Here is a 26,110-nt window from a genome sequence, read left to right as displayed (position 1 = left end):
TACCAGCCAGGGTTACATCAACCCTTGGGCGTCGGTGTGCCATAGGCTGTAATATCGTAATCGGTCAGCTCGTAGCCCAGTTCGCGCACAATCACCTTGAGGCGCTCCTCTATGCCCTGGTCATAAAATTCACGGACTTCGCCAGTACTAGTGCTGACCAGGTGGCCATGGTGCTCTTCACCGTCATTCAATTCGTAGACGGCCTTGTTGTTACCAAGCTGGCTACGCTTCAGCAAACCAGTCTGCTCAAACTGGGCCAGCACGCGGTACACCGTTGCTAGGCCGAATTCTGAATGATCGGTGATCAGGATGCGGTAAACATCTTCTGCAGCAAGGTGGCGCTGTTCACTATTACGAAAAATATCCAGCACTTTTAGCCGTGGCAAAGTAATCTTGAGGCCACTATTCCTGAGATCCTGATGTGGATCGAGTGCCCCGTCCTCTTTTTTTATGCCCATAATCATCTCCTTTTAATTTGAGTCAGCGCTCGATAATTGAATCATATCATGCATAACATGCACGTTTGTTGCAGAGCTACGCCTGGAACTATGCCAGCAACTTCATGATGGTATCCCAGTCCCTCGGATCCACTGGTGTAATTGACAACCGGTTACCGCGCTGCAGAATCCGCAGATTCTCCAATGCCGGCATATCGCGCATCTCCTTCAGGCTCAACAAGCAAGTCTTGCGCACCAGCTTCACATCAACATTAAACCAGCGTGGACTCTCCGGCGTCGCTTTCGGGTCATAATACTTGTGCCCCTCAATGAACTGCAAACGATCGGGGTACGCCAGCTTACTCACTTCGGCAACGCCAACGATACCAGGTTCCGCACAATTTGAATGATAGAACAATACACCATCACCAACCTTCATCTGATCCCGCATGAAGTTACGCGCCTGATAATTGCGTACACCATACCAGTCCACAGTCTGATTGGGGAAGGCAGCCAGGTCATCTATCGATACATCGCCAGGCTCAGACTTCATTAACCAATAACGCATGAGTTTCTCAAATCAATCCAGATTCCGTATCATAACCCGACTTACATTTCATTTCAGAGCCCCCATGCCCCGCAACGTACTTGGAACCACTTTACAACCTTGCAGCATGGATCCCATCACCGGCTTTAGTCGTAGTGGATCCTGCGAAACCGGCCCGGAAGATATCGGCAGCCACACTGTGTGTGCGATGATGACAGAAGAGTTTCTCGTCTTTTCAAAAGCGAAGGGCAATGATCTCAGCACCCCTCGTCCTGAATACGGATTTGACGGGCTGGAACCGGGCGACCGTTGGTGCCTGTGCGCCTCCCGCTGGCATGAAGCTGCTGAAGAGGGCTTTGCGCCGCCGGTGATCCTGGAAGCCACACACGAACGTGCTTTGGAAATCATCAGCCTGGCAGACTTGAAATATCACGCCTTGCGATAGGGCATCAATAGGGAGTTCCCCGCAAATGCCATCCGAGCCGGCATCCTGAACCTGTACGGTTCAAGTGGTAACGATCTAAAGCCACATCAGGTACACCCGCATCGGAGCGCGCACACAGCTACTTAACAGACCGAAACCGAGGCCAAATTTATGGTTCAAGGAATCTATGGCTCAAACAGCACTGCAGGGAACAAAAGGGAGAAACCAGCAACGCTGATTCCTGTATAAATCTTGAGGGATACCGTACTTAGAAAAGCTGGTTAGGCTCACCCACTACGACATCAATCTGCTCCTGCATCTGGGAGATTCTACGCTTGAAATCGCCAATGTCAAAACCACCAACCTCAGCAGTCAGCAACTCATGTGTGATATTGAGCGCAGCCATGACCGCAATTCTTTCAACACCAATCACCTTGCCGGTATCGCGTATTTCACGCATTTTCTTGTCAAGATAATCAACCGAGCGCAGTAAACCTTCACGCTCCTCGTCAGTACAGGCAATCGTGAACTCACGCCCCATGATATTGACATCTACACCCTTTACCGCGCTCATAGCGTTCCTTCCGGCAAGCGCTCAATCAGGGCTTCCAGCCTGGTAGTGGCAAGCGCCATATTTTCCTTGAGATGCTTGTTATCATCTTGAGCACTCACAAGCTCCTGCCTTAGCTCAAGATTCTCAGCACGCAATAAATGACACAGCGAGATAAGCTGGCCGAGTTTTTCTTCCAAAGCGATCAAATCAGAATCCATGGCGCCACTATAATTGCAAAATCTGCAACCGGTCAACTAAAGTTCAGGATTTATGACGTGATTACAACGCCTTATACTTGAAACTTATTTTACCATCTAAGCAGTGAATCCATTATAATCCAGCCAAGTTTTCAGGTGCCAGATCCACAATTATGTGGTCAAGGTGAAACTGGGAAACAGGTGCTTTCTGGCTCAACAGCCGAACTATTCCTGTACTGCCCCCGCAACGGTAAGCAATTCAAACCATATCTTCATGCCACTGTGACATTCATCATGGGAAGGCGGTATGGTATATATGCAAGTCCGGAGACCGGCCTGGAAATGAAAAAGGATGTGCTGCGGGGATGCAGCCTGCCTGAGGATGACATACCCATTCATCCTGGCTATGCCGTGCACACTCCATTCGTATACCAGCAATTGCGGGGACGCTATTGCTTCAGGAGTTTGCAGTCATGTTTCGCTATTCAGTGGGCACCATCGCCCTCGCATCGATATTCTCAACCACCATTACCGCACAGGCTGCGGATACCAGGCTGGAAGACATCGTTGTCACGGCATCACGCACAGAACAAAAAGTCACAGATGTGATCGGCGATGTCTCTGTGATTACAGAAGACCAGATTCAAAAAGCCGGACAAACCACCCTGGTCGAGTTGCTGGGCATGCAACCAGGCATTGAAATTTCAAGCAATGGCGGAGTCGGGAAATCATCCGATATCTTCATCCGCGGCGCCAATGCCACTCACACATTGATACTGGTTGATGGCGTACGCATCAGCTCCGCCACCACTGGCGTTACCGCAATTCAACATATCCCTTTGAGCCAGATTGAGCACGTAGAAATACTGCGTGGTCCGGCAAGCGCCATGTATGGGGCCGATGCAGTAGGAGGTGTCATCCAGATTTTCACCAAATCCGGCAAAGGCAGCCCGAAGTTCAATGCATCGGCTGGCCTGGGCACCTATGGCACAGCAATAGGTGACGCAGGAGTCAGTGGCAGGATCAGCAACACAAGCTACAGCCTGCAGGGCGGCATGACTCATGTAAACGGTATCAGCACTATCAAGAATAAAACCAACAGGGCTTATAACCCTGATGCCGATGGATACCGTAACCAGAACATCTCGGCAAAGATTACCCAGCATCTCGATCAAGATCATGAAGTAGGGCTGAGTATTCTTGTCAGTGATAGCCGCAGCTTCAACGACTCCGGACGTACAATCACTGCAGCAAGATTTGATTATTTTCTTGAGCAAACGCTTTCAAGCTATACCTTACATAGCAAGAATAGATTTAATCAGTACTGGACCAGCGTCTTGAGCATTTCTAGAAGTATTGATGACTTAACCTCTTACACGAAACGCCCGACATTTACGACCAAGGACATTATCAAAACTACCCAGGACCAATACCTCTGGCAAAACAATATCACCACGCCAGCCGGTTTATTCAACCTTGGAATAGAAAGACGGGAACAAGAGGTTGAGACTAACTCCATGCCTCCGCTTCCCGTGACTCAGCGCGACATTCAGTCGTATCTGGCTGGCTGGCAAAAAAACTTTGATAAAAACAGTTTCCAGATCAACCTTCGTAATGACGACAACTCCCAATTTGGCAGCAAGGCCACTGGCAGCATCGCTTATGCTTACCAGCTCACGCCTGCCTGGAAGGCAAATGCAGCTTTTGGTACTGCTTTTGCAGCGCCCACATTTAACCAGCTGTATTACCCGAACTTTGGCAATGCCGACCTGAAACCGGAAAAGTCACGCAACAAAGAAATCGGCATCCACTACGATAAAGGCGCGCATCGCCTGGGAGCGACATACTATCTGAACGAAGTTGATGACCTGATCATCAACCCTACGACAAGCAGCAGCCCGACGAGCAATTTTACAGGTGTGACGCAAAATATCAGTGAAGCAAGACTTTCCGGCTTGACGCTCAGCTACCAAGGGAAACTGGCTGGCCTAGATATTCGCGCCAATGGCGACCTGCAACGCCCCGAAGATCGCGAAACCGGCAACCTGCTCCCACGAAGGGCCAGAGAACATGGAACGCTAGCGATCAGCAAAAGAATGGCCGACTGGGAAATCGGCAGCGAAATTGAAAGCTCCGGGCATAGGTATAACGATGCAGAAAACCAGGTAAGGATGAGTGGCTATACCCTAGTCAACCTCTATACAAACTACCGTATCAATGATGACTGGGCACTCAATGCACGGGTGAACAACTTGTTTGATCGCAATTATGAACTGACAAAAGACTATGGCACTTACGGTACCAACCTGTTTGTATCCGTAAGATTCACGCCATCGATGTAATGTGGATAACCATAGTGTGGCGGCCTGCAACAAACCAGATCATACACATACATTTAAGTTAAAATTCGGCGTTATTCATTATTTATCCGGCCTGGAGACAAACTAACATGCTGACACTCAACAAGAACCACCAGATATTGATCGGCTTGCTGCTTGCAGCATTGCTGATTTTGACGCGCGGCCACCACTTTGCTGCGATTAACCATTTGCCCAGTGCTTCGTGGGCAGTTTTCTTCCTGGCTGGCGTTTACCTGCGTCCAGTCTGGGTATTTCCTGCCTTGTTGGCAGTGGCTGCCGGCCTGGACTTTGCCGCCGTCACATGGGGTGGGGTCAGCAATTTCTGCACTACTCCGGCTTATGGCTTCCTGCTTCCTGCATATGGCTCATTGTGGCTGGGCGGTCGCTGGTTTGCCAAGCACTACCAGTTTGCATTCAAATCCGTTGCGACATTGGCCGCCAGTGTCGTAGCCAGCAGCTTTGTGTGTCATCTGTTCTCCAGCGGTGGCTTTTACTTCCTCTCCGGTCGCTATGCGGATCCAACATTGGCTGAATATTTGCCACGCATCGCAAAATATTATCCATCTTCCTTAGGCACACTGGCATTTTACGTCGCCACTGCCGCCATCATCCACATTGTGGTGAAGGCGCTGCGATCCGATGCCAAACAAACGGCATGACAGAGCAGAAAAACACTGACCTCAACCAGCGCCATTCAGAAAGAATGGCGCGCAAAAAAACAGTTGTCGATGCCAAGATCGACGCCGCCAAAATCGAACGCGGGCTGTTGCTGGTAAACACCGGCAATGGCAAGGGAAAATCCACCGCCGCGTTTGGGCTACTGGCGCGGGCTCTGGGCCATGGCATGAAGGCCGTGGTCGTACAGTTTGTCAAAGGCCGTTCAGATACGGGGGAAGAAGCTTTCTTCCGTGATCAGCCAGGTGTCACCTGGCATGTGATGGGTGAAGGCTTCACTTGGGAAACCCAGAACCGTGACCGCGACATCTCTGCAGCGCAACAAGGCTGGGCTGCTACCCAGGCAGCGCTAAAGGATCCTGATGTAGGCGTCGTCATTCTTGATGAGCTCAATATCGTGCTCAAGTACAAATACCTGGAACTGTCACAAGTGCTGGCAGATATCACGCAACGCCCACCCATGCAGCACGTAATCATCACCGGTCGTGCTGCACAGCCAGAACTGGTAGAACTTGCCGATACGGTGACCGACATGACCATGGTGAAGCATGCGTTCAAGAACGGTGTGCAGGCCATGCCTGGGGTTGAGTGGTAAACGGCATTGAGCAATCTCATGACGGTCAGTTGTCCCGCTCTATTGGTATCTGCTCCTGCCTCGAATCAGGGGAAAACCCTCATCACAGCAGCGCTGGCAAGAGCGTGGCGCAATCAGGGCCTGAAAGTACAGGCGTTTAAATGTGGGCCGGACTTCCTCGACCCCATGATCCTGCAGACCGCTACCGGCAGATCAGTCTACAACCTTGATCTGGCCATGTGCGGCGAAACGGATATCGCAGCCAGACTGCATGAAGCAGCACAGCAATCCGACATTATCATTGTCGAAGGTGTCATGGGGCTCTATGACGGCAATCCATCCAGCGCAGATATTGCCGTCAAATTCAACTTGCCGTTGGCACTCACTATTGATGCCAGTGGGATGGCACAAACCTTTGGCGCACTTTCTGCAGGATTATTTTCTCATTACCCTTCGCTAATTCCCGCCGGTGTCATTGCGAACCGCACAGGCAGTCCACATCATGCCAGCCTCTTGAAAGACAGCTTGCCAGCCCATATTGCCTGGATGGGCGCCTTACAAAAAAGGGATGAGCTCGCCTTGCCGGAGCGCCACCTGGGCCTGTTTCGCGCCACCGAGATCAATGACCTTGAAGCACGTATCGCCTCTGCGGCTAGCATGCTGGCTGAATCCGCCTCGCTGGCACTGCCACCCATTGTTGAGTTCAAAGCTCCTGAAACATCAGCCATTGAACCGCTGCTTGCTGGCAAGACCATTGCGATTGCGCGGGATGAATCGTTCTGTTTCATTTATGAAGCAAACCTGGAATGCCTGCAAACACTGGGAGCAAACATTGTGTTTTTCTCCCCCTTGCACGACCGGGCCCTGCCTGATGCCGATGCAGTCTGGCTGCCTGGCGGCTACCCCGAGCTACATCTTGAACAAATCTCCGCCAACCAGGCCATGCATAGTGCCTTACATGCCGCCTGGAAAAACGGCATGCCCATGCTGGCAGAATGCGGTGGCATGATGGCCGCCAGCCAATCCATCAATGAATCCCCCGCTTTTGGTCTATTGCCCGGCAATTCCGTCATGCAAGCACGCTTCCAGGGCTTGGGCGTACAGTTTGCAGAGCTGCCCGAAGGCCGCCTGCATGCTCACACTTTTCACTATTCCACCTTCGTCAGTGCCCTTGAACCATTGAGCATCGCTTCTTCACAGCGTGGAAAGGCTGGCGAGGCCATCTATCGCCATGGCTCATTGACCGCGAGCTACCTGCATTTTTATTTCCCATCCAACCCCAGCGCCATCGCCAGTCTTTTCTCATGATGAATCTTCGCTATACATCTTCCATGCTTTTTCTGGTGCTTGGCTTGAGCACATTGCCAGCCTCAGCTGCCACCATCTTCGGCGTAGTGTCAGACCGTACAGCGCCTGCAGCGGCAGCGGCGGCCCATACGGTGCTTGAGGCAAGCAAAGGCAAAGACCAGATTATCCTGCGTACGCAGTCCCAGGTATTAGCTGCAGACAGCCGCACATTCAGACGTTGGTTACAACAGGCAGATGCTGTATTCGCCGTCGCCGTCTATGCGGAAACCTCGCAACAATTACAGGCCCAGCTGGAACAACTTGGAGCAGGTAAACCGAAGAACTTCATAGCCTTCAATGGAGATAGCGCGCTGTCACTGCGTAGCCGTTGGCAAGACCAGCCAGTGAGCGATTTTTCACATGCCAAAAGCCTCACACTCACGCAAAACAATCTTTCCCCAAAAGTGGCAGAGCTAGCCCAGCAGCACAAGGCCGCCAACCAGTGGCTGGGATTGCATGATTTATGGCAGGCAGGAGGCAACGAAAACCTTTCGGCGTTCATGCGCCAGTTGCTGCATCCCGCTGCCAGCCTGCCCACAATCCAGCCTGAACAGACCCTGAGTCTGCGACGTGGCGGCAAGGAACTGGAGCATACCCTCAATACCCAGCCAGGGCCGATGCTGGCAGTGCTGGACTTGAGCACCAGCGACCCGCAACCAGCGGATGCCATCTGCGCTGCCAGCGAGCAACGCGGCATGCCATGTATCACCATGATGGCACGCTGGGGTGAAACTTCCCGCGATGCCATTGCCAACCTGAAAAAATTACTGGCACCCGCCACTCCCACCGGGCTGGTCGTACTGCAGGATTTTGTCGTCGGGGCTGCCGAGGGACGGGAAGCCGTTACCGAGCTGCTAAAAACATTGGATGTCCCCGTATACAAAGCCATGAGACTCACAGATCGCACGGCTTCCGCCTGGCAATTGTCCGAGGATGGATTGCCAATTAACTCCGTGCAGTACCGGGTAGCCATGCCTGAAATCCAAGGGAGTTCACAGCCTATCGTGGTGGCTGCCGCAGGCCCGGCCACGCTGGACAAATTAACGGGAGTGGAACTGAAGTTGCCGCAAATCCTGCCTGCCGAGGTCAAGTCACTGGTGACACGCATCCTTAACTGGCAAAAACTGCAAGCCAAGTCTAATGCAGACAAGAAAGTCGCCCTGATTTATTACAACCATCCTCCCGGTCGCCAGAATATCGGTGCCGACAACCTGGATGTTCCTGCTTCGCTGTTCGATATGCTGCAATCACTGAAAAAAGCAGGCTATAACACCGGTGAACTGCCTGCTTCTCCAGAAGCGCTGCTTGACCTCATGCAAGAGCGCGGCGTCAACTTGCCAGAGGACAATGGCGCCTTGGCGCAAATGAGTCAGCAAGTAAATAGCCTCGACCTGCCATCTTATATAAGCTGGTTTTCTACCCTGCCGCCGCAAGTGCGCGGTGAAATGGTGGAAGGTCCCTTGGGCAAACTGCATGCGGACCTGATAGCCGCGCAGAAAGCAGGCGAAATTGACATTGCCCGTAACCGATTGGACAAGGCGATGCACGAGCTGCGCCACCTGCTGGAAGGGGCTGATCATCCGGAACGCAACAATGCACTCAAGCAACTGGATGCGCTTAACAAAGGCTATCTGCAATGCCTGGAAAAGCACACGGACTGCAGCCAGCTCGCTGCGCAGAAAACCCGTTTGTCAGGTCTGGGTATAGAAGGACTGCGCGGCTGGGGCCAACCGCCAGGCAAGGTCATGGTGCATGACCGCAAGCTGCTGATTCCCGGCCTGCAGTTCGGCAACATCTTCATTGGGCCGCAGCCACCGCGTGGCTGGGAAGTAGATGAAGAATTGCTCCATGCCAACACCACCATCCCGCCGCCTCATCAGTACCTGGGGTTTTACCATTGGCTGCAAAGCAGCTTCAAGGCAGATGCATTGGTGCACATAGGCCGTCACTCCACCTATGAATTTCTGCCGGGCAAGGCTGTTGGGCTGGCCACGGATGATTATTCACGAATCATTGCCGGCGACCTGCCCGGCATTTATCCCTACATTGTCGATGGCGTGGGCGAAGGCACCCAGTCCAAACGCCGTGGCCTTGCAGTCATGGTTGACCACCTGACGCCACCCCTCACATCCACACCCCTCTATGACCGCCTGCTGGAATTACGGCAAATTGTGGAAACCTACGAATCATCAAGCTCTGAAACCATGAAAGTGGAAGCCGCACGTGAAATGCGCCGCCTGGTGGAAGCATTGCAATTGCGTGCAGAACTGGAAGCCAGCATGGCCGATGTGTTGGAAGTGCGTGGTATTGGATATGAGCAGACAGACGATGACCTGCTGGCCCATGAAATAGGCCATTACCTGACCAAGCTGCAAGAAAAATTCATGCCGCATGGGCTGCATGTCTTTGGACGACAGTGGTCTGATGAGTCATTGCAACTGATGCTGGACTCCATGGCACGTGGACAACCTGACAATGTGAGCCAAAAAACTCGTGATGCGCTAGCAGCCTCTCCTGCACTGGAAATGCAGGCCTTGCTGCATGCGCTGGATGGCGGCTTCATTGCCCCAGGCAAGGGCAATGACCCCTTGCGCTCGCCAGAATCGTTACCCACAGGACGCAATTTCCATGCACTGGATGGCGATGTCCTTCCGACCCGGATAGGCTTCCAGATTGGTGCCAGCATGGCTGCCAAGGTGCGTGAACGCGATAGCGTCAATGACAGTGAAGGCGTCATCCTCTGGGCATCGGATGCGGTACGTGATGAAGGCGTCATGGTCAGCTTTATCTTGAGCCTGATGGGCATAGAACCGGAGTGGAACGCGCGTGGCATTGTGCAGAAAATGCAGCTCAAGCCGGATACACCGCGCCACGATGTCATCGTGACCACCTCGGGCCTGTTCCGCGACCTTTACCCCAACCTCATGCAGTGGATAGACAATGGCGGACGCCTGGCGCTCGCCGCTTCCGCCCAACATATCCGGCGTGACTACCCACAACTGAACGATGCATTGACCACCGCCCTGGAGCCGCTGGCTGCAAGCTTGCAAGAAGACAGCGAACCCCTGGCGAACAACGGCATTGCGCTGCAATGGATCCGTCGCACCCAGGCCCACATGCAACAAGGCCAACCAGCACAACAAGCAGGGCGTGAAGCCGCATGGCGTATCTTCGGCGATGCACCTGGGGCCTATGGTACGGGAGTCAATCGCCTCACTGAACGTTCCGGCACCTGGAAAGACCGCAATGAACTTGGCGCCGCCTATCTAACCCGCATGGGCCACGCCTACGGCATGGATGCCCAAGGCCAGCCCGCGCAAGATGTACTCAAAACAGCGCTAGGCAACATTGCCAACACTTACCATGGCCGTGCATCCAATCTGTACGGCCTCATGGACAACAACGACGCCTTCGACTATCTCGGAGGCCTGTCACTAGCCACTGAAACCGTGACGGGTAAACGACCCACCGCACGTATCCTCAATCACACGGATGCAGACAACCTGAGTGACGACCCATTGGAAACAGCGCTGCTGATGGAATTGCGTGGACGCTACCTCAACCCTGCATGGATACGCCCATTGATGACTCACGGCTACGCCGGTGCGCGTACCATGGGCCAGGAGTTCCTGGAAAACCTCTGGGGCTGGCAAGTCACACGCCCTGACATCATCAAGGACTGGGCATGGGATGAAGTCAAACGAGTCTACATGGACGACGGGCTCAAGCTGGGCCTGGATAAATTCCTGGAAAAGGATCACAACGCCCAGGTCAAGGCACACATGTTGGCTATCATGATGGTGGCTGCCGAAAAAGGCTATTGGCACACGGACGAAACCACACTGCGACAACTCGGTGGCGATCTGGCCAAGCTTGTGAGTAAAAACGGGTTACCTGGCAGCGGCCACACCGCGCCTAACCACCCGATGTGGAACTGGCTGATGCCGTATCTGGACAATGCCGACCAGCAAACACTGCAACACACTTTGTCCAAGGCACGAGGGGATTCAGCACCCGCAACTTATGCCAGTCAGGCTGATACCACTGCTGCTGTAATAATTGAACAACCTCAGGCTCCCATTGTCGAGCAGGTGAAGCCCAAGGCAACGCCAGCAAAAACGGCCGCTGAAAATAGCAACAAACCAGAAACCAAACCAGCCGCACCCCGCGCTTATGAGATAGCCGTTAAGACGGTACAGGACAACTGGCAGTGGTTGCTGCTATTGCTCCCTATCTTCATCGCCGGGCTATGGCTTGGTACCCGCAAGCCCAAATTGTAACCAGCCATCTATACGGAAAAACTGATATGCCTTTTGACCTGGATAACTTGCACCGCGCCATTACCTGGCTGCTGAAACCCGTCATCATCATTCTGGTGATCTCCGTCATCATCGCTGTGCTTGAAGCTGGGCTCACGCTAGGTGAGCGCTTATTCGGACTGCGTCAGATGCGTGCCTCAGGCAGCATCGATGCCGTCACCAAGCTGGCACGACACCGTCTGGAACGTGCCGACCTGCTTTCCCGCATTCCGCCCATGCTGGGCCTGATGGCCACTATCATCCCGCTCGGGCCTGGCCTGGCAGCGCTTGGGCAGGGCGATCCGGCGCAATTGGCCAAGGCCGTGACCACCGCGTTTGATGCGACCGTGCTGGGCCTGATTGCAGGCATTATCGGCCTGGTGATCGGCAAACTGCGCCGCCGCTGGTATGAAGATGTGCTGGAAGGACTGGAAGCCAGATCATGAGCAAATTGCGCCTGAAAAGCCGCTTTGACCACGAGGATGAAGACCCGCGTGCAAGCCTGGTCAACCTGGTGGATGTGATGCTGGTGTTTGCCTGCGGCCTGCTGGCGGCTTTGAGCGCAGGAGGGCAGACCATGCTGGTCAAACCAAAGGAAATAGAGCAAGGCCAGGAAATCAAGGCCCCTGATATTGCCAGCTCAAGCTCAAACTTAGGCAATGGTTACCAGTCAGTGGGACAGGTCTATCGCGACCCTAAAACCGGCAAACTGGTATTGATAGAAAATACAGAAGGTAAAACGCCATCGCCCTGACTTGATAAGCCAGGGCGATGGCATGGGCATGAGTTCGTTAAGCGCTAAACTCTTCGTCCAACTGACGCTGTTCTTCTTCAGTCAATTCAGGACGGCCTGCCGTGATGGTGCGGGCTCGTACCGCTTTGGCTGATTGAGAAACCTGGATAGGTGATCGGTAACCACGCAGTGTAGTCCGCGTGCCCAGTGCCCCCACATAGGTCAAGTCATTCAGGTTGTCATATAGCTGACCGGTGCTGATCAAGCTGCCAGCTGTCAGGCTCAAGGTGGATACAGGGGTCGTGGTACTTGTCGCTGCATACACCAGGATCTGCTTGCCGCGCGCAAACCATATGCGGTCATTGTCAGCAGTATATTGTGCGGCCCAGAAGTAGCCGGGTGCACCAGCGCTAAAATCATTGATGGTGGTAAATGAGGTGAAATTGGTCGTGCTCACCAGCTTGCCCGCCAATTGCCAGCTACTGTTATAAGTGCCCATCAGGATATAGGCCGTGGTCCCCTTGAAACTGATGTCACGGAACTCGTAAGGGTAAGTGGCACTTGGACTCAGCACATCCGTCACTGTCGCCGTGGTCAGGTTAGCCAGAGTGTAATTAATTTTCTGCAACCGCGAAGCAGCGTTAGGCGTGCCTGAGGAGCCTTGCACACCACCAACCGCTGTCACATAAAGATCATTTCCACTATTCGCAAATGCAAATGCATTTTTCGCCAGATTGGCATTGTAGTCAGTAGCACCCACGCTGATTGCGCTACCGCCGGTAATGGTAAAACGCACCAGCAGGCTATTGGCATAAGTCGTCCAGCCGCTATTGGCAAAAGTGAACAAACCAAACAGCGTGCCACCTATATTGATGAGCGATTGACCATGCGCAACAAAGCCACTCGGCGTCAGGCTGGCAGGCAATGTGTAACTGACCCCCGTTTGTGCAAAGGTTGTCGCGTTGATCTCCACCACGCGTGCATTGTCGTAATCAATCGCATACAGATAACTGCCCACCTTCACCAGATCACCGAGGTTTTTTACATTTGACCAGGTGACAGTGGCCGGGCTTGGTGCGACCGTCGGAGAAACCGCGTTATAAATCGAGACCGGCCTGGAAACGCCATTAACGTAATCGGTCACTGCAATCCGCAAGACGTTCGTATTGTCTGCAAAGCCTTCCACCTTGGGGTCGCCATTGAGTCCACTCTTGAGGTTGGGTATTGCGACAATGGTTGAGCCGTTATCTACAATGCGCCCTGCCATACCGAACCCAACGCTGGAACTCGTATAGTAATAAACCCCATATGCCAGAAAAGTTGTTGCCATCCGTTTCTCCTTCAATTTAATTGATGAAACATTGCATTGCCCATTCTTACGATGTTTTCGTCTGGCAGCGTGCACACCAGTGGTAATGGCTTCCTTTAAAACTGATCAGAACGTATACGCCAAAGTGACATAGGCTGTCCGGCCTTGCTGTGGAAAATAGACATTCCGCGCAACCTGCGCATACTCAGTAGATTGCACGAAAGGTATCGTGAAACCGGAATCTATCCATGCCTGGAGATTATCTGTCTGATAGGGATGGTAACTGCTACCCCCTGGCGCCTCGGTTGTCTTCAGCTGTTGTTTGGGACCTCGATTAAACAGGTCTGTCAGGCCGGCTGACAACCTCCATCCCTTGGTGATTTTATAATGGGCTCCAATATCAAACGTGGTAAGTGACTCTTCCCAAGTTTGCACATCAACATAGTTACGCCCGGTATATTTACCTTCAACATAAGTAGTAAGTCGATCGTCTAGGAAATGTAAGTTAAGCCTGACGTGAGACACCATCAGCGGTGTATTCAGTGTCCTGACCGTCTGTCCCTCAAACCTTTGCCCGGTAGACGTATTCCCAAAGTAATACCAGCCTCCATTGGTGTAATGCCCTTGCTGCCAAGTGCTGGCAAACTGTATATCTGCCCTGTGACCAAAGCTGAGTTTGCCTTCCAGCTCAATCCCGTTAGTGTAGGTATCGCCTGAGTTAATGTACTGCTGCATCAGAGGATTTCTATACAAAGTAATGGCATCATTAGCCGTACGTTCAAATAAAGTCAGTCTTAAATCACCCGTCATGGACTCGTTCAACCTCCCAGCCCAACCAACTCCAACATCCCCGTTTCGGCCTGTTTCAGGCTTGAGCTGCATGGCTTGTCCACCACCTGGGATGATGCCAATCCCGTTACCATAAATTTCATAAAAATTAGGGTAGCGGATATAACTGCCATAATTGCCAAATACCTGCCAACCAGTCGCCCAACTCTTCTTCACACTGATGCTTCCAGTTGGCTCCCAACCCAAATCTCCTGATGGCCCAGCAACAGGATTCAAGCTGCTTCCAATAACCGGCCCATCTAATTTTTCCAATCGAACAATAGGCGTCACTTGGAGATTGCCCAGTGCAGGAATCGTCATAGTGTTTTGTACTTGCAGACGTGTCATATCCCTTCGGAATTTATCAATAAATTCCGAAGGTGGCCCGCTAATATCAGAATACAAAGTTTCACGATAGCGTTCGACATGCAGTTCCAGCATATGCTCGACCAGGCCTCCCTTTTCCAGCTCCCACGTCATGTCGCCCACGATGCCAAAACGCTTAGTGTTGTAATCAGTCCATCGCTGCCCCAGAAAATTCTGGTTAACGGGATAATCCCGATTGCGGAACTGCTGTTTTTTATCCAAATAGGTGAAGTTAACCCCTAGCCCGACACTCCCAAAAACATCATGCCAGCCCACCAACGCTTCCTGTTGCTTGATTTTTTGTTGTTCGCGTTGTCTATACTCAACATCCGCAGAGGGTAAATCCTGTAGATGTTGCAGATAGGCGGGATTGTCCGAGATTCCTTTGGGTAAATATCGCTCCATTTCCATGTAGGCCCACTTGGCTACCACATTCTGGTTTTGCCATTTAAACAGCGCATTGTTCTTCTCAAAACTATTGTTCATACGGCGGCGATTCACAGGAACCTCCTCACCAGAAGCGCCTATGGTATGCGTTGTCGTATCCCTGTAAGGAGTCCCATCACTGAAGACAAGCCGGTTGTTATCTGCAACGCTGTAATCCTTGTACCTGAAATCCCCCTCACTACTCTCACCATCAACCCCAATCAACAGATTCCCACCAAACAGCGGTGTGGTGATACTGGCACTCTCCTGCCTGCCATCATATGAACGTCGTCCGGCTGACACGCTGCCGCTTAGGCCTGTTGGCTTTTTAGTGACAATATTGATTGCACCACCCATGGGAGCGCCGGAAAAGCGTGCTGGTGTTACCCCGCGATAGACTTCAACGCGCTCGACATTGGACATGGAGATGGTGGAGAGATCAGCAGCGGTTTCACTGGAGGTGTTGACTGGAATGCCATCGATATAGACATTGACCTGGCTAGGTGCACTGCCGCGAATACTGGCGGTGGTATATTGCCCAGTCCCCGCCACCCGACGTACATAGACCCCCGGGATCTGGTCCAGCAGCTCCGGCAGGGATTTATGCTCACCCTTGACGTCATCCGGGTACACCACTGACACCACGCCGGGAGAGAGCACATCTCGCAGGGCTGTGCGACTGCCAGTGACATCAATGGCAGGCACTTCTGCGGTGGCAGTGGATGGCAGGCCTGATGAAGTTGCTGGAGTGGTTTCTGCGGCTAGCGCATGTGCGGCAAATAATGCCACCGCGGTTGCCAGCAGTGACAGTGTTGTTATATTCATTGCTTCCCCTAGACACCAATATTTGGCAGGGACAGCCCATTACGCACACGGATTCTTTAAACTCCAGAGCGAGCGGCAATGCGGCCCCCACCGCTTTCTTCGTCGCCCAGACGGAAGATTTCCGTGCCATTATCAATCCCTGAATAAGGCAAGAGCGACCAGTGCTGGCGGGTATCCTGGCTTGCGGGTCAACACTCAATGTACGCCTTCCCAGGTTGATCTATTCTCAACACCCAGTGACTAGAGCTTGGCATTGCCAGCTCGCAGCACATCTCACTCACCGCTCACAGTTGCAGGGACAGCTGCGGAATTGGATAAATCACCCTTACCGCATTCCCCATTAAGCCTTGTTACAAGGCGCCAGCACGATCTATCGATTACGCAACCACCGACAAAGTACAATGCTGGCAATGCTAACGAATATTAATTTCAGAAACAACTTCTTATCGTATAAATTTATAAAATTGCTTCAGCTTGCTCAAGAGCTAAACCCACAGTGTTATCATGACTATAATATTCATATAACCAGTCAATATTGTTAGTTTTGATGACACCCCCGGCTCAGATTAAGATATACCAGTACTTGGCTATTGCCGCCATGCTGGGACTTTTTATGCTGTTGACCCGTGGTAGCCATGTCCTGACACTCTTCTCACTCCCTGACGCCAGCCTTGCCATATTTCTATTAGGCGGAATATTGTTGCAGAGGATGTACTGGTTCATTTTCTTTTTCATGATGGCCACCGCCATTGATTTCGGCGCCGCAGCATTTAATCCTTATTTGGGGTTCTGCCTGACAGATGGTTATTGGGGCATGATTCCCACTTATGGTGTGATGTGGCTGGGAGGGCGCTGGCTAGCAACGCGGCATGATACCTTTGCCCTACTACCCTATGTCTTGGTCACTATCTCCACCACGTTTCTCGCCTTCATTATTTCCACCCAGACCTATTACCTTTTTTCCGGCCGCTTTCCCAACAATGGCCTCCAGGAAACCATATTGCATGGCTGGAACTACCTGCCAGAATACCTTGGATATGCCATGATGTACTTCGCCATGATTTGGGCAGGTGCGCATTTTGTCAGGCAAATCCGCACCCTGTGGGCCATGAGCGCCTGAAAACGATCCACAGTTCCTGAAACATGAAATCTCCTGAAAAAAATCATTACGCTTTTCCAGACAATCAACTTTCCGGTGTGTACCGCGCCATCCACGAGCGCCGCGATATGCGGCATTTCCGCCCTGGCGGGATAGATGCTGAAATACTGCACAAGCTGCTGGATGCGGCACACCATGCCCCAAGCGTAGGCTTGATGCAGCCCTGGCGCTTTATCCGCATTACAAGCGAACAATTGCGCCAGGACATATATGACGTGGTACAGGAAGAACGCCTGGAAACCGCCCATGCGCTGGGCGAGCGCGAATCAGAATTTTTGCGCCTCAAGGTCGAAGGCATCAAACAGTGCGGCGAATTACTGATTGCGAGCTTGTGCGACAAAAGGGAGCGCTTCATTTTTGGCCGCCGCACATTGCCCGAAATGGACCTGGCCTCGGTTGCCTGCGCTATCCAGAACCTGTGGCTGGCCGCGCGCGCTGAAGGCTTGGGCATGGGCTGGGTGTCTATTTTCGATCCTGAAAAGCTGGCCAGGCTGCTTCATATGCCCGCAGAGGCCAAACCGATTGCAATTCTTTGCCTGGGCTATGTGGAAGAGTTCTATAAATCCCCCATGCTGGTGGAAGAAGGCTGGGCGAAAGAGCGCCCGCTATCTGAGCTGATGATGGAAAACTACTGGGTGGGCGACTTAGAGTGAGTGTGCCGCAGCGCATCATCTGCCTGACTGCAGAAACCCCGGAAATACTTTACATGCTAGGCGAGCAGGATCGTATTGTAGGCATTTCAGGTTTTACCACACGGCCGGCCATTGCACGTAAAGAAAAACCGAAGATATCTGCGTTTACCAATGCCAATATCGACAAAATTCTCGCATTGGAACCAGACCTCGTATTAGGCTTTTCCAACCTGCAAGCAGACATTGCCGCCAGCCTGGTCAAAGCGGGAATTGAAGTGCACATATTCAACCAGCGCTCCATTCGGGAAATCCTGCGCATGATCACTACAGTGGGCGCACTCGTCGGCGCCGTGGATAAAGCTTCTTTATTGGTTGCCGAACTGGAACAGAAGATAGATCAAACCAGGGACACGGCCTCCTATTTGCCACGCAAGCCGCGGGTATACTTTGAGGAGTGGAACGATCCCATCATCAGCGGAATTAAATGGGTCAGCGAACTGATTGAGATTGCAGGTGGTGAGGACTGTTTTGCCGACCTTGCTGAATTCAGGTTGGCAAAAGATCGTGTCATTCATGATTCTGCAGAAATTATCCGCCGCCAGCCAGATATCATCATAGGCTCCTGGTGCGGCAAGAAGTTTCAACCTGAACAACTGTTGGCTAGGCCAGGCTGGCAGGAAATCCCTGCTGTGCAGAATGGCCAGATTCACGAAATCAAGTCTGCCGATATTTTGCAGCCAGGGCCGTCTGCCATTATCCATGGCCTCAAACAGCTGCAAGCCATCATCCAGCGATGGGGCGTGCAGCAGGCCCACAGCAAGCATTGGAGTTAACCATGAGTTCCAGCCAAAACCACAACCTGCATCTCATACTGGGCGGTGCACGCTCAGGAAAAAGTGCCTATGCAGAAAAACTTGCTACAGAAAGTCAGCTATCTGTCACCTACATTGCCACCGCCCAAGTCTATGATCCCGAGTTTGGCAACCGCGTGCAACAACACCAGCAACGTCGCCCCGATCATTGGCAAACGGTGGAAGTCCCACACAAGCTCGCAGACACCTTGCGCGAGCAAGCTGCCGAAAATCGCTGCCTGCTGGTGGATTGCCTGACGCTATGGCTGGCTCAATGCATATGCCCTGAATGCGCCCCGCCTGAAGGAGTAGATTGGCCATCCGAACGACAAGCCTTACTAGATTTACTGCCGCAGCTACCTGGGAAGATTTTATTGGTCAGCAATGAAGTGGGCATGGGCATCGTGCCTTTGGGCGAGATCAACCGCCAATTCCAGGATGAGGCAGGCCGCCTTAACCAGGCAGTGGCAGCGTTATGCCATCAAGTGACCTTTACAGCAGCGGGACTTCCATTAATGCTCAAGGGCTAGCAAACCAATGTACTCCGCTACATTCATCTTTGATAAAAAGCAATTTGATGAAACGTTTTATCAAATTGACCAGGAAATCGCCGAATTTGCCAGGAAAACCACAGGTTATATGGGTGAAGAAGCTTGGGAAAACCCGGAAACCGGGCGCGTGAGTAATGTGTATTATTGGGAGACCATGCAAGGTTTGCAGGAGCTGATGCAACACCCTAGGCACCTGGAAGCTAAAGCTGCGCAATCCAATTGGCTCAACGGTTACCAGGTCATTATTTCTGAAGTGCTGCGCGCTTACGGGGATGGCACCATTGCACATCCTACCGATGCATTGACTCGTCACTTCTCAAAATGAGTAACAAATGCAGCTTGCCTTACGATGAACGCGAGACCTTGAGACCAATCACCTTGGCACCGGTATATTGAGCAAACATATCGATGGCTTCCTTGATAATGACATCATGATGGGCTTGTAAGCGCTCATCAAGCTGAACCTCGCGCAAACGATACAGCGGAGGCTCATCCGAATTGGCCGATCCCAAGGCGCGGAATTGCAAACTGCCGGCAGCTTCCTGATTCATTGTGACCAACACCTTGTGCAACCCTATCCTGAGTACTACCTGCCCCACTGGCAAGGCAAGATGGCGCTCACGACGTGCGCTCACAACCAGCCTTCTTCCTGCATGACCTCCTGAATCAAGGGCACCAACGCTTGGGGCAAGTTGACCTTGGTCAATAACCCCTGATGCCCTTCTGGAGAGACTTTGCGCAGTGTCTTGCGCAAAATATCCTTCCATTTCGGCACATCATATTCTGGATGCTGCTCGACGAACTCTTCCAGGTAGTATTCAACAAACACCATCACAATCACGTCTTCCAGTGCCTGCATCTCCACGTCGGCCAATGATGCATCCTTGCTGACCAGCTGTGTGACGCGCCTGACCATTACCTCATCATAGCCAGCCTCCCGCATCAGCTCTCCCGCCAACTGGGCGTGGTAAGCCTTGAGATTTTTGCGCCACTGATGATACCCAGGGCGTGTCATGGGATATGAAGCCCGACTGATGGTCCAGCGCTCGATATGCTGACAACGTGCCGCTAACTGCAAAGCCTCGGAAGCCTCTGGCAAATAACGCGCCAGCATGGCGCTCATGCGCTGTGCATAAAGCAACTCCTTGGCGTGCTCCATTCCATCAACATCTACGCGATTCGGATCTTGCGCATTGCGAGCGTCAAACGCCGTCATTGCCTTGGAAAAAGCCGGGCCAAATTGGGAGGAATCTTGCATGTCAGTCTCTAGACGTCATTAAACAAAAAGGTAAGTCCATATTTTACGCTAAAGCCTCGTGCTTGAAGATTTACCTGCGCGCTGAAAACATGGTGTAATCCCTCTTCACCCATCTATTGCAGGCATCTCTCCCATGAATTTCACTCTCAAAGACGAATACGTCGAGCTTTGCAACTTGCTCAAACTGACAGGCATCGCAGACTCGGGCGGAAGAGGTAAAGCCATGGTGGCGGAAGGGCTGGTCAAGGTAGACGGCCAACCGGAAAACCGGAAGACTGCCAAGATACGCGCTGGCCAGGTGGTCGAGTGCATGGGGGAAACTATAGAGGTACTGGCTAAGCAATAGATACACACTTCCTGGATTGCTATTGATAGCAGCCAGTAAAAAGGGCCGGAAATCTCCGGCCCTTTTTACGAAAAACACGGTTAACGTTTAGCTGGCATACTTGATTGAGCAACCGTAAGGCTTGGTGCTGGCATGGGATACCTTCTTGCCGCTAGCCAGTTCGCCCAGGGCAAGCTTGACGTAATTGTCTGCCTTGGCAATGTCTTCCACCTTGGCAGTGGCAATGCTGTCTATGCCACCCTTGTAAACCAGCACACCTTCAGGATTGATAATAAAGATGTGTGGCGTCGTTTGCGCATCATATTGCTTGCCGATCTTGCCGTCATAGTCCAGCAATACCTTGCTTGGCGCGGCACCGCGCTCTGTATTCAGCTTGATCGCCGTTGGGCCGTCAACATGGCCCTGCGCGCCTTCAGCGGAAGAAATTACTTGCAACCAGACTATGCCCTTGGCAGTCGCTTCTTTCTGCAGGTTGGGAATATTCCCGCTGCCATAATGCTTCACAACATAAGGGCATTCATTGTTAGTCCACTCCAACACCACCGTCTTGCCCTTGAGCGAGTCCAGGCTCAGCGTTTCACCAGTGGCAGTCTTCACGGAGAAAGCCGGGGCAGCCTTGCCGATATCGGCAGCGGCCTGTGCCGCCATTGGCAGGAAAGCCAGGCTGGCACCGCAAATAGCAATATTCAGTAAGCGACGTAATAACATGATGAACTCCTTGGTTTAGTAGTTAGTTTTGACGAATAATCACAACTTCTGTACTGCATTCAATACAATCTCCGGCGTCAGAATCTGCGGCAACACTTGCGGCTTGGCGTCCTTGCTGGCCGGATAAAGAATATATAAAGGCACGCCACTGCGCCCAAACTGCTTGAGCAACTGGGTAATCTGCTGGTCCTGATTGGTCCAGTCCCCTTTGAGATAAGTCACGCCGGACTTACTGAAGGCCTCTACCACGCTACGCTGGCTCAAGGCCACCTGCTCATTGACCAGGCAAGTGATACACCAGGCCGCGGTCAGGTTGATGAATACCGGTTTTCCCTGACTGCGGAGATCGTCCAGCCGCTGCTCGCTGTATGCCTCCCAATTCCTCTCCGTCACAGCGCCCGCAGATGCCGCACTGGTCGCGCCGGCTCCGGCAAACAACTGGATACCGCTGTAACTTCCATAGAGCACCGCAAGCAAGCCCAGTGCGGAAAAAGTATTTGCCGCATGACGTGCCTTATTGCCGCTATGCCGGGTGATTTCATAAATCCAGGCCAGCAAGGCAATCAACACCATGCCCGCCAAGGCCAGGGCAACCGCATTAGGCCCAGCTTGCTGGGCCAGCACCCATACCAGCCAAACAGCGGCGGCATACATGGGAAAAGCCAGCACTTGCTTGAACCGTTCCATCCAGATACCCGGCTTGGGCAGGAAACGCTGCAGGCTAGGCCAGTGGCTGAGCAATAGATAAGGTAAGGCAAGCCCCAGCCCCAGGCTGAGAAATACTGCCAGCAACACTACCGCCGGCTGGGTAAGGGCATAGCCAAGCGCGCCGCCCATAAAGGGCGCAGTGCAAGGCGTGGCCACCACCGTTGCCAATACACCGGTAAAGAAGCTGCCGCTATAGCCTGGCTTTTCCGCCAATGAGGAGCCGACACCCGCAAAAGAGCTGCCTATAGTCAAGACACCAGAGAGGCTAAGCCCAACCGCAAACATCAGGTAGGCCACCAATACCACAAAAATTGGGGACTGGAACTGAAAACCCCAGCCAACCTGGCCACCTGCAGATTTCAGCACAATCAGGGCCACGCCCAGCAAAGTGAAGCTTGCCAACACCCCCCCGGTATACGCCCACCCATGGCGGCGGGTCTGGCTTTGCGACTGTTTGCTGTGATTCAGCAATGACAGGGCTTTAATCGACAGCACCGGGAATACGCACGGCATGAGGTTGAGAATGATGCCGCCCAGGAGTGCAAACAACAATGCAGAATAGAAACTGATGTCCTCACCTGCGGAAATACCCGCGCCATCAATCGGTACCGCTTCCTGGTCGGAAATGCTTTCGGCAATGCCGGGTTCCAGCTTCACGTCCAGCTGGTATCCCTGTGCCAGAGTGCCATTCCTTGTTTGCTTGCTGACAACCAGCACGCCCTTGAGTTGTTCTCCCTCAACCAGTGGATTATCGCCAGCGCTTAACTGCAGCAATAAAGCATCAGGATCTATACGTCTCGGTTGCTTGGACTTATGCGAAACCCGTCCCCATTCCTCCGGGAAAAACCAGACTTCAGCCTTGCTGCCTGGCTCCAGCACCTTGCCTGCTACCTTAAGCAAGGGCCCCTGCTTTTGCCCATAAGCACTGACCTGCCATGGACTGGCTAGCGGCAATTGCTGCCTGGCCTTGGCGATTAACTCGCTGCCTTTGCCTCCATCTGCACCGCCAGCAACAACAGGCAAAGACAGCGTTAGCTTCACCTCCTGCGGGATGCAGACGTCGTCGCATACCAGCCAATTGACCAGAGCCTTCACGGGGAAGGTGTCTCCAGGCTTCAGCGAGGTCGGTACGCGGATGTTGGTCAGCAGCGTTACTTCATCCGAATAACCGTAATTGGTAATCGGCCCCGTGGTGAACCTGTGCGGAATTGGCCACTGGATATCTCCTGCTTCTGCACCCGCAGGCAACGTCCAGTCAATGGAAGTCGCCATGCCGGAATCGCCCGGGTTGATCCAGTAGGTATGCCAATGCGGGATAATGCGCTGATTGACGCCTACAGTAATCTCATCCCCTGCGTGCACGGAATCCACAGATGCCACCAGCCTTGCCCTGACCTGTTCAGTCGCCGCCTCAGCAGCATCTGCGGCGTGAGCGTTGCCAGAGACGGCAAACAGGAGGAAAAGGACTGAAGCAATCCACTTGCACCGATACATGTCCCGGCCCTTCAATATTCCCTGTAAATATCTCATAACCTGGACTGGATTTTCTCCAGCCCCGCAAGCGCGCACTCTTCATCAATCTTAGCGCCGCCCACCCCGATAGCGCCAAGCAGCTGATCGCCAGACTGTATCAATACCCCGCCAGGACGGCTGTTGTAGCCAGGATTTCCCGCGACCTTTTCCGCGAGACTTTTATCCGTCTCCACCTGTTCATGCAATTTGCTGGTCGCCACCCCAAACGCAAGCGCGGTCCTGGCCTTGTCGGTGCTGGAGCTGACACCTCGTGGCGAAGTGCCATCCGCGGCCAGAAGCACTTTCAACACGCCAGCGCTATCGATAATACTGACACCTATTTTTCCTTCCTTGCGACCGCAGGCTTCAATACTGGCTTGTGTAGCCTCAAGCGCCAATTCCAATGGTATGCCCTTTGCCGCAGGCACAACTGCATCACGAGGTTTTTCCACTGCAGTTTCTGCAGCCACAGTGGTAGCCATCATACTTAATACAGCCAGGATAGAAGCCCCAGCCGTAGTTTTATTCCATCCCACCTGCATACTCCCGATCAAGCACGCAAATGCTGGTTGAAAAAGCTGATAGTGCGTTGCCATGCCAGCTTGGCAGCAGCCTCATCATAGCGCGGTGTCGTATCGTTATTGAACGCATGCTGCACGCCTGGATAAATGTAAACCTGATACTTCACATTGGCCGCTTTCAATGCAGTTTCATAAGCGGGCCACCCTGAGGTGATACGCTCATCCTGCTCTGCCAATTGGACCAGCAATGGTGCCTTGATCTTGGCGACGTCTTCCGCAGGTGGGTGAGCCCCGTAAAATGGCACTGCTGCTGCAAGATCGGGCAGGCGGGTCGCCAGGAAATTGGAAATGCCGCCTCCGTAGCAAAAACCTACTACGCCAACCTTGCCGTTACCGTCTGGCAGTGTCTTCAATGCAGTTGCCGCGGCAACAAAATCCTCACGTGTCTTGGCTTGATCCAATGTGGCGAACAGTTCACGCGCCTTGTCTTCATCGCCGGGATAACCACCCAATGGATTCAAGGCATCGGGAGCAAAGGCAATAAAATTATCTAGCGCCACGCGACGAGCAATATCCTGAATGTGAGGATTGAGGCCCCGGTTCTCATGGACCACCAGCACCACAGGCAATTTACCTTCAAACTTTGCTGGCTTGACTAGGTAACCCTTCACCTTGCCATTGCCGTTCGGGGAGGGAAACTCTACCCAAGTGGCGGTAATGCGCTTGTCATCGGGAGCTATTTGCTCAGCCTGTGCAAACTGGGGAGAAAGAGAAAGCAATAATGCCTCAGCCGAAAGACCCGCTACAGTGAACTTGGCTACATTTTTAAGAAAGCCACGACGACTGATCTCGCCATGCGTGTACTGATCGAAAGCCTTTAATACTTCTGGCGGAAAATCTTTTGCAGTTTTACGTACCATGCACAACTCCTGTTTAATGTCACTTTTAAGCCATACGCATCATATTGAAAGAACAAACCTTCAGCGTGACCCTATGTATACATCATGAAAGCTCTCATGAAACTTCCTGATCGAATAAGCCAGTGCTTTTATCCATGCAAACTGCTCGCGAAGAAACACAGCGTTCGCAACAGCAACAATGATCAACTTGGCAGTAACAGCAGATACCATGCCAGCAAGCTCGGCAATATTAACTTTTAAGAAAGGATATAAATGATGCTCTTACAACACTCTGAATAATAAAATAAAAACCATCTATCCTTTGAAACGACACTAACACACCTCATGTCTCACAGCACCGCAAAATGTTGTTTTAACAACACCTCCACCATCCTGAAGTGCTTTCAATCAAACAGTATGGATATCCACAGACATAAGCTGGAAATTTAATTTCTCCAGAATATGCCTGCAGATTAAAGGAAAGCTTAAAACCTCTTACTTCTGTGCAGTAGCAGGCTGGGGAGCTTCGATACGTGTCAACTTGCCTCCCTCTTCCTCATAATTCTGCGCACCAATAGCGCCAGCCACCTTAAACCCTTTATCAATGAGGATATCTCCTGTTTTCAATGCCCTGCCTGCATGGTTTGAAACAGTCACGATGGTACGATCCTTGGGGATATAAGCCAGGCTCTTCTCAAAATCAGCCAGCTGTATGCTCAAATAGACCGGGAAACCGCCAATTTTAGTCAGCTCGTCAGGGCGGCGCACATCAATTACCACCAACTTTTCCGGCTTGGCCAGCAATTGGTCGATTTCTGCTTTGCCCAATTTCTTGGTCTTGTAAACCGGGGTCGCAGGCTTTGCTTCGTCAGCAGCAGTTGCCAACCCAATGTTGAACACAGCAGCCAGGCATAGCACATTCAGTAACACTCTCATTGATTTTCCTTTGGAATACATTGTAGGTGCGGATGAATAGCAGTTAGCGTGCCAGATCCACGGCCGCACTCCACCCCATTGCCTACAGCATCAATTAATTGGTTAATAATCAGCCATATAAAAAGTTTCC

The 26,110-nt window shown here is 52.4% G+C and carries 27 protein-coding genes, 1 other RNA gene and 2 riboswitches; of the genes, 14 read left to right on the top strand and 14 right to left on the bottom strand.

The annotated features are described in order from the left end of the window. Positions 1 to 17: 17 nt before the first annotated feature. Positions 18 to 458 carry a transcriptional repressor gene (locus tag LG200_RS09675; RefSeq protein ID WP_226757423.1) on the bottom strand — a complete coding sequence of 147 codons (441 nt, stop codon included), beginning with the start codon at positions 456 to 458 and terminating at the stop codon, positions 18 to 20. 88 nt (positions 459 to 546) lie between these two features. Next, a complete protein-coding gene (locus LG200_RS09670; RefSeq protein ID WP_226757422.1) occupies positions 547 to 1,005 on the bottom strand; it encodes an EVE domain-containing protein in 459 nt (152 codons plus the stop codon). 64 nt (positions 1,006 to 1,069) lie between these two features. Between LG200_RS09670 and LG200_RS09665 the strand changes: the two genes are divergently transcribed. After that, on the top strand, positions 1,070 to 1,429 hold the full coding sequence (locus LG200_RS09665; protein ID WP_226757421.1) for a DUF2237 family protein: 360 nt from the start codon (positions 1,070 to 1,072) through the stop codon (positions 1,427 to 1,429). 12 nt (positions 1,430 to 1,441) lie between these two features. Here LG200_RS09665 and ssrS read toward each other — a convergent pair. From ssrS to LG200_RS09655, 3 genes are all read right to left on the bottom strand, one after another. Beyond that, positions 1,442 to 1,622, bottom strand: a non-coding RNA gene (ssrS, locus tag LG200_RS14230) — 6S RNA. A 54-nt stretch (positions 1,623 to 1,676) separates the two neighbouring features. After that, entirely contained in the window at positions 1,677 to 1,982 is a 306-nt protein-coding gene (locus LG200_RS09660) for a cell division protein ZapA (protein ID WP_226757420.1), read from the bottom strand. Next, positions 1,979 to 2,179 carry a hypothetical protein gene (locus LG200_RS09655; RefSeq protein WP_226757419.1) on the bottom strand — a complete coding sequence of 67 codons (201 nt, stop codon included), beginning with the start codon at positions 2,177 to 2,179 and terminating at the stop codon, positions 1,979 to 1,981. The genes LG200_RS09660 and LG200_RS09655 overlap by 4 nt, the downstream gene beginning before the upstream one ends. Positions 2,180 to 2,295: 116 nt before the next feature. After that, positions 2,296 to 2,512: riboswitch (cobalamin riboswitch) on the top strand. Between the two features lie 119 nt (positions 2,513 to 2,631). Here LG200_RS09655 and LG200_RS09650 point away from each other — a divergent pair. The 7 genes from LG200_RS09650 (at position 2,632) to LG200_RS09620 (ending at position 12,166) form a co-directional block, all read left to right on the top strand. Further along, the gene (locus LG200_RS09650) at positions 2,632 to 4,500 is read left to right on the top strand and encodes a TonB-dependent receptor domain-containing protein (protein WP_226757418.1); all 1,869 of its coding nucleotides are present in this window, start codon (positions 2,632 to 2,634) and stop codon (positions 4,498 to 4,500) included. A gap of 107 nt (positions 4,501 to 4,607) precedes the next feature. Then, positions 4,608 to 5,177, top strand: a complete 570-nt coding sequence (locus LG200_RS09645; RefSeq protein WP_226757417.1) for a hypothetical protein — start codon at positions 4,608 to 4,610, stop codon at positions 5,175 to 5,177. Further along, positions 5,174 to 5,788, top strand: a complete 615-nt coding sequence (gene cobO / locus LG200_RS09640) for a cob(I)yrinic acid a,c-diamide adenosyltransferase (protein WP_226757416.1) — start codon at positions 5,174 to 5,176, stop codon at positions 5,786 to 5,788. Before LG200_RS09645 ends, cobO begins: the two co-directional genes overlap by 4 nt. An 18-nt stretch (positions 5,789 to 5,806) precedes the next feature. Next, positions 5,807 to 7,075 (top strand): cobyrinate a,c-diamide synthase, encoded by a 1,269-nt coding sequence (locus tag LG200_RS09635; protein ID WP_226757415.1) that lies wholly within the window; start codon positions 5,807 to 5,809, stop codon positions 7,073 to 7,075. Next, complete coding sequence (locus LG200_RS09630; RefSeq protein WP_226757414.1) at positions 7,072 to 11,394, top strand: cobaltochelatase subunit CobN; 4,323 nt, start codon at positions 7,072 to 7,074, stop codon at positions 11,392 to 11,394. The genes LG200_RS09635 and LG200_RS09630 overlap by 4 nt, the downstream gene beginning before the upstream one ends. A 26-nt stretch (positions 11,395 to 11,420) precedes the next feature. Next, entirely contained in the window at positions 11,421 to 11,858 is a 438-nt protein-coding gene (locus tag LG200_RS09625; RefSeq protein WP_226757413.1) for a MotA/TolQ/ExbB proton channel family protein, read from the top strand. Next, on the top strand, positions 11,855 to 12,166 hold the full coding sequence (locus tag LG200_RS09620) for a DUF2149 domain-containing protein (RefSeq protein WP_226757412.1): 312 nt from the start codon (positions 11,855 to 11,857) through the stop codon (positions 12,164 to 12,166). Before LG200_RS09625 ends, LG200_RS09620 begins: the two co-directional genes overlap by 4 nt. 37 nt (positions 12,167 to 12,203) lie before the next feature. Here the strand turns inward: LG200_RS09620 and LG200_RS09615 are convergent, their stop codons facing one another. Next, positions 12,204 to 13,475 carry a hypothetical protein gene (locus LG200_RS09615; RefSeq protein ID WP_226757411.1) on the bottom strand — a complete coding sequence of 424 codons (1,272 nt, stop codon included), beginning with the start codon at positions 13,473 to 13,475 and terminating at the stop codon, positions 12,204 to 12,206. 105 nt (positions 13,476 to 13,580) lie between these two features. Continuing rightward, positions 13,581 to 15,899: a TonB-dependent receptor gene (locus tag LG200_RS09610; protein ID WP_226757410.1), complete on the bottom strand. Its 2,319-nt coding sequence runs from the start codon at positions 15,897 to 15,899 to the stop codon at positions 13,581 to 13,583. Positions 15,900 to 16,048: 149 nt separating this feature from the next. Then, positions 16,049 to 16,279: riboswitch (cobalamin riboswitch) on the bottom strand. Positions 16,280 to 16,512: 233 nt separating this feature from the next. On the opposite strand from LG200_RS09610, the gene LG200_RS09605 reads away from it, so the two are divergent. Genes LG200_RS09605 through LG200_RS09585 form a run of 5 tightly spaced genes read left to right on the top strand, consistent with a single transcriptional unit; the run spans position 16,513 to position 19,417 of the window. Next, positions 16,513 to 17,019: a hypothetical protein gene (locus LG200_RS09605; protein WP_226757409.1), complete on the top strand. Its 507-nt coding sequence runs from the start codon at positions 16,513 to 16,515 to the stop codon at positions 17,017 to 17,019. A 23-nt stretch (positions 17,020 to 17,042) separates the two neighbouring features. Continuing rightward, a complete protein-coding gene (bluB, locus tag LG200_RS09600; RefSeq protein ID WP_226757408.1) occupies positions 17,043 to 17,711 on the top strand; it encodes a 5,6-dimethylbenzimidazole synthase in 669 nt (222 codons plus the stop codon). Continuing rightward, the gene (locus LG200_RS09595; protein ID WP_226757407.1) at positions 17,708 to 18,523 is read left to right on the top strand and encodes a cobalamin-binding protein; all 816 of its coding nucleotides are present in this window, start codon (positions 17,708 to 17,710) and stop codon (positions 18,521 to 18,523) included. The genes bluB and LG200_RS09595 overlap by 4 nt, the downstream gene beginning before the upstream one ends. A gap of 2 nt (positions 18,524 to 18,525) precedes the next feature. Continuing rightward, positions 18,526 to 19,071, top strand: a complete 546-nt coding sequence (gene cobU, locus LG200_RS09590) for a bifunctional adenosylcobinamide kinase/adenosylcobinamide-phosphate guanylyltransferase (RefSeq protein ID WP_226757406.1) — start codon at positions 18,526 to 18,528, stop codon at positions 19,069 to 19,071. Positions 19,072 to 19,078: 7 nt separating this feature from the next. Then, entirely contained in the window at positions 19,079 to 19,417 is a 339-nt protein-coding gene (locus LG200_RS09585) for an antibiotic biosynthesis monooxygenase (protein WP_226757405.1), read from the top strand. A 19-nt stretch (positions 19,418 to 19,436) separates the two neighbouring features. Here the strand turns inward: LG200_RS09585 and LG200_RS09580 are convergent, their stop codons facing one another. Both LG200_RS09580 and LG200_RS09575 read right to left on the bottom strand, forming a co-directional pair. Next, positions 19,437 to 19,727: a hypothetical protein gene (locus tag LG200_RS09580; RefSeq protein ID WP_226757404.1), complete on the bottom strand. Its 291-nt coding sequence runs from the start codon at positions 19,725 to 19,727 to the stop codon at positions 19,437 to 19,439. Continuing rightward, on the bottom strand, positions 19,724 to 20,350 hold the full coding sequence (locus tag LG200_RS09575; RefSeq protein ID WP_226757403.1) for a DUF4202 domain-containing protein: 627 nt from the start codon (positions 20,348 to 20,350) through the stop codon (positions 19,724 to 19,726). Before LG200_RS09575 ends, LG200_RS09580 begins: the two co-directional genes overlap by 4 nt. Before the next feature lie 133 nt (positions 20,351 to 20,483). Here LG200_RS09575 and LG200_RS09570 point away from each other — a divergent pair, with 133 nt between their 5' ends. Continuing rightward, positions 20,484 to 20,696 carry an RNA-binding S4 domain-containing protein gene (locus LG200_RS09570; RefSeq protein ID WP_226757402.1) on the top strand — a complete coding sequence of 71 codons (213 nt, stop codon included), beginning with the start codon at positions 20,484 to 20,486 and terminating at the stop codon, positions 20,694 to 20,696. An 87-nt stretch (positions 20,697 to 20,783) separates the two neighbouring features. On the opposite strand, the gene LG200_RS09565 is transcribed toward LG200_RS09570, so the two are convergent. The 5 genes from LG200_RS09565 to LG200_RS09545 all read right to left on the bottom strand — a co-directional run bounded on the left by LG200_RS09565 (position 20,784) and on the right by LG200_RS09545 (position 25,980). Then, a complete protein-coding gene (locus LG200_RS09565; RefSeq protein WP_226757401.1) occupies positions 20,784 to 21,404 on the bottom strand; it encodes a redoxin domain-containing protein in 621 nt (206 codons plus the stop codon). Positions 21,405 to 21,443: 39 nt separating this feature from the next. Then, positions 21,444 to 23,606, bottom strand: a complete 2,163-nt coding sequence (locus LG200_RS09560) for a protein-disulfide reductase DsbD family protein (protein ID WP_226757400.1) — start codon at positions 23,604 to 23,606, stop codon at positions 21,444 to 21,446. 32 nt (positions 23,607 to 23,638) lie between these two features. Beyond that, positions 23,639 to 24,160 carry a GlcG/HbpS family heme-binding protein gene (locus LG200_RS09555; protein ID WP_226757399.1) on the bottom strand — a complete coding sequence of 174 codons (522 nt, stop codon included), beginning with the start codon at positions 24,158 to 24,160 and terminating at the stop codon, positions 23,639 to 23,641. Positions 24,161 to 24,174: 14 nt separating this feature from the next. After that, positions 24,175 to 25,065 (bottom strand): dienelactone hydrolase family protein, encoded by an 891-nt coding sequence (locus LG200_RS09550; RefSeq protein WP_226757398.1) that lies wholly within the window; start codon positions 25,063 to 25,065, stop codon positions 24,175 to 24,177. A 474-nt stretch (positions 25,066 to 25,539) separates the two neighbouring features. Continuing rightward, a complete protein-coding gene (locus LG200_RS09545) occupies positions 25,540 to 25,980 on the bottom strand; it encodes a rhodanese-like domain-containing protein (RefSeq protein ID WP_226757397.1) in 441 nt (146 codons plus the stop codon). Positions 25,981 to 26,110: the final 130 nt, after the last annotated feature.

Origin of the sequence: Methylobacillus caricis, from assembly GCF_020532705.1 — a bacterium.
GTDB classification, from domain to species: domain Bacteria; phylum Pseudomonadota; class Gammaproteobacteria; order Burkholderiales; family Methylophilaceae; genus Methylobacillus; species Methylobacillus caricis.
This window is presented reverse-complemented; position numbering and strand designations above follow the sequence as displayed.

Coding starts and splice junctions, on each gene's coding strand:
- LG200_RS09675 (WP_226757423.1), bottom strand. CDS start 458: ATGGGCATAAAAAAAGAGGACGGGGCACTCGATCCACATCAGGATCTC.
- LG200_RS09670 (WP_226757422.1), bottom strand. CDS start 1,005: ATGCGTTATTGGTTAATGAAGTCTGAGCCTGGCGATGTATCGATAGAT.
- LG200_RS09665 (WP_226757421.1), top strand. CDS start 1,070: ATGCCCCGCAACGTACTTGGAACCACTTTACAACCTTGCAGCATGGAT.
- LG200_RS09660 (WP_226757420.1), bottom strand. CDS start 1,982: ATGAGCGCGGTAAAGGGTGTAGATGTCAATATCATGGGGCGTGAGTTC.
- LG200_RS09655 (WP_226757419.1), bottom strand. CDS start 2,179: ATGGATTCTGATTTGATCGCTTTGGAAGAAAAACTCGGCCAGCTTATC.
- LG200_RS09650 (WP_226757418.1), top strand. CDS start 2,632: ATGTTTCGCTATTCAGTGGGCACCATCGCCCTCGCATCGATATTCTCA.
- LG200_RS09645 (WP_226757417.1), top strand. CDS start 4,608: ATGCTGACACTCAACAAGAACCACCAGATATTGATCGGCTTGCTGCTT.
- cobO (WP_226757416.1), top strand. CDS start 5,174: ATGACAGAGCAGAAAAACACTGACCTCAACCAGCGCCATTCAGAAAGA.
- LG200_RS09635 (WP_226757415.1), top strand. CDS start 5,807: ATGACGGTCAGTTGTCCCGCTCTATTGGTATCTGCTCCTGCCTCGAAT.
- LG200_RS09630 (WP_226757414.1), top strand. CDS start 7,072: ATGATGAATCTTCGCTATACATCTTCCATGCTTTTTCTGGTGCTTGGC.
- LG200_RS09625 (WP_226757413.1), top strand. CDS start 11,421: ATGCCTTTTGACCTGGATAACTTGCACCGCGCCATTACCTGGCTGCTG.
- LG200_RS09620 (WP_226757412.1), top strand. CDS start 11,855: ATGAGCAAATTGCGCCTGAAAAGCCGCTTTGACCACGAGGATGAAGAC.
- LG200_RS09615 (WP_226757411.1), bottom strand. CDS start 13,475: ATGGCAACAACTTTTCTGGCATATGGGGTTTATTACTATACGAGTTCC.
- LG200_RS09610 (WP_226757410.1), bottom strand. CDS start 15,899: ATGAATATAACAACACTGTCACTGCTGGCAACCGCGGTGGCATTATTT.
- LG200_RS09605 (WP_226757409.1), top strand. CDS start 16,513: ATGCTGTTGACCCGTGGTAGCCATGTCCTGACACTCTTCTCACTCCCT.
- bluB (WP_226757408.1), top strand. CDS start 17,043: ATGAAATCTCCTGAAAAAAATCATTACGCTTTTCCAGACAATCAACTT.
- cobU (WP_226757406.1), top strand. CDS start 18,526: ATGAGTTCCAGCCAAAACCACAACCTGCATCTCATACTGGGCGGTGCA.
- LG200_RS09585 (WP_226757405.1), top strand. CDS start 19,079: ATGTACTCCGCTACATTCATCTTTGATAAAAAGCAATTTGATGAAACG.
- LG200_RS09575 (WP_226757403.1), bottom strand. CDS start 20,350: ATGCAAGATTCCTCCCAATTTGGCCCGGCTTTTTCCAAGGCAATGACG.
- LG200_RS09570 (WP_226757402.1), top strand. CDS start 20,484: ATGAATTTCACTCTCAAAGACGAATACGTCGAGCTTTGCAACTTGCTC.
- LG200_RS09565 (WP_226757401.1), bottom strand. CDS start 21,404: ATGTTATTACGTCGCTTACTGAATATTGCTATTTGCGGTGCCAGCCTG.
- LG200_RS09560 (WP_226757400.1), bottom strand. CDS start 23,606: ATGTATCGGTGCAAGTGGATTGCTTCAGTCCTTTTCCTCCTGTTTGCC.
- LG200_RS09550 (WP_226757398.1), bottom strand. CDS start 25,065: ATGGTACGTAAAACTGCAAAAGATTTTCCGCCAGAAGTATTAAAGGCT.
- LG200_RS09545 (WP_226757397.1), bottom strand. CDS start 25,980: ATGAGAGTGTTACTGAATGTGCTATGCCTGGCTGCTGTGTTCAACATT.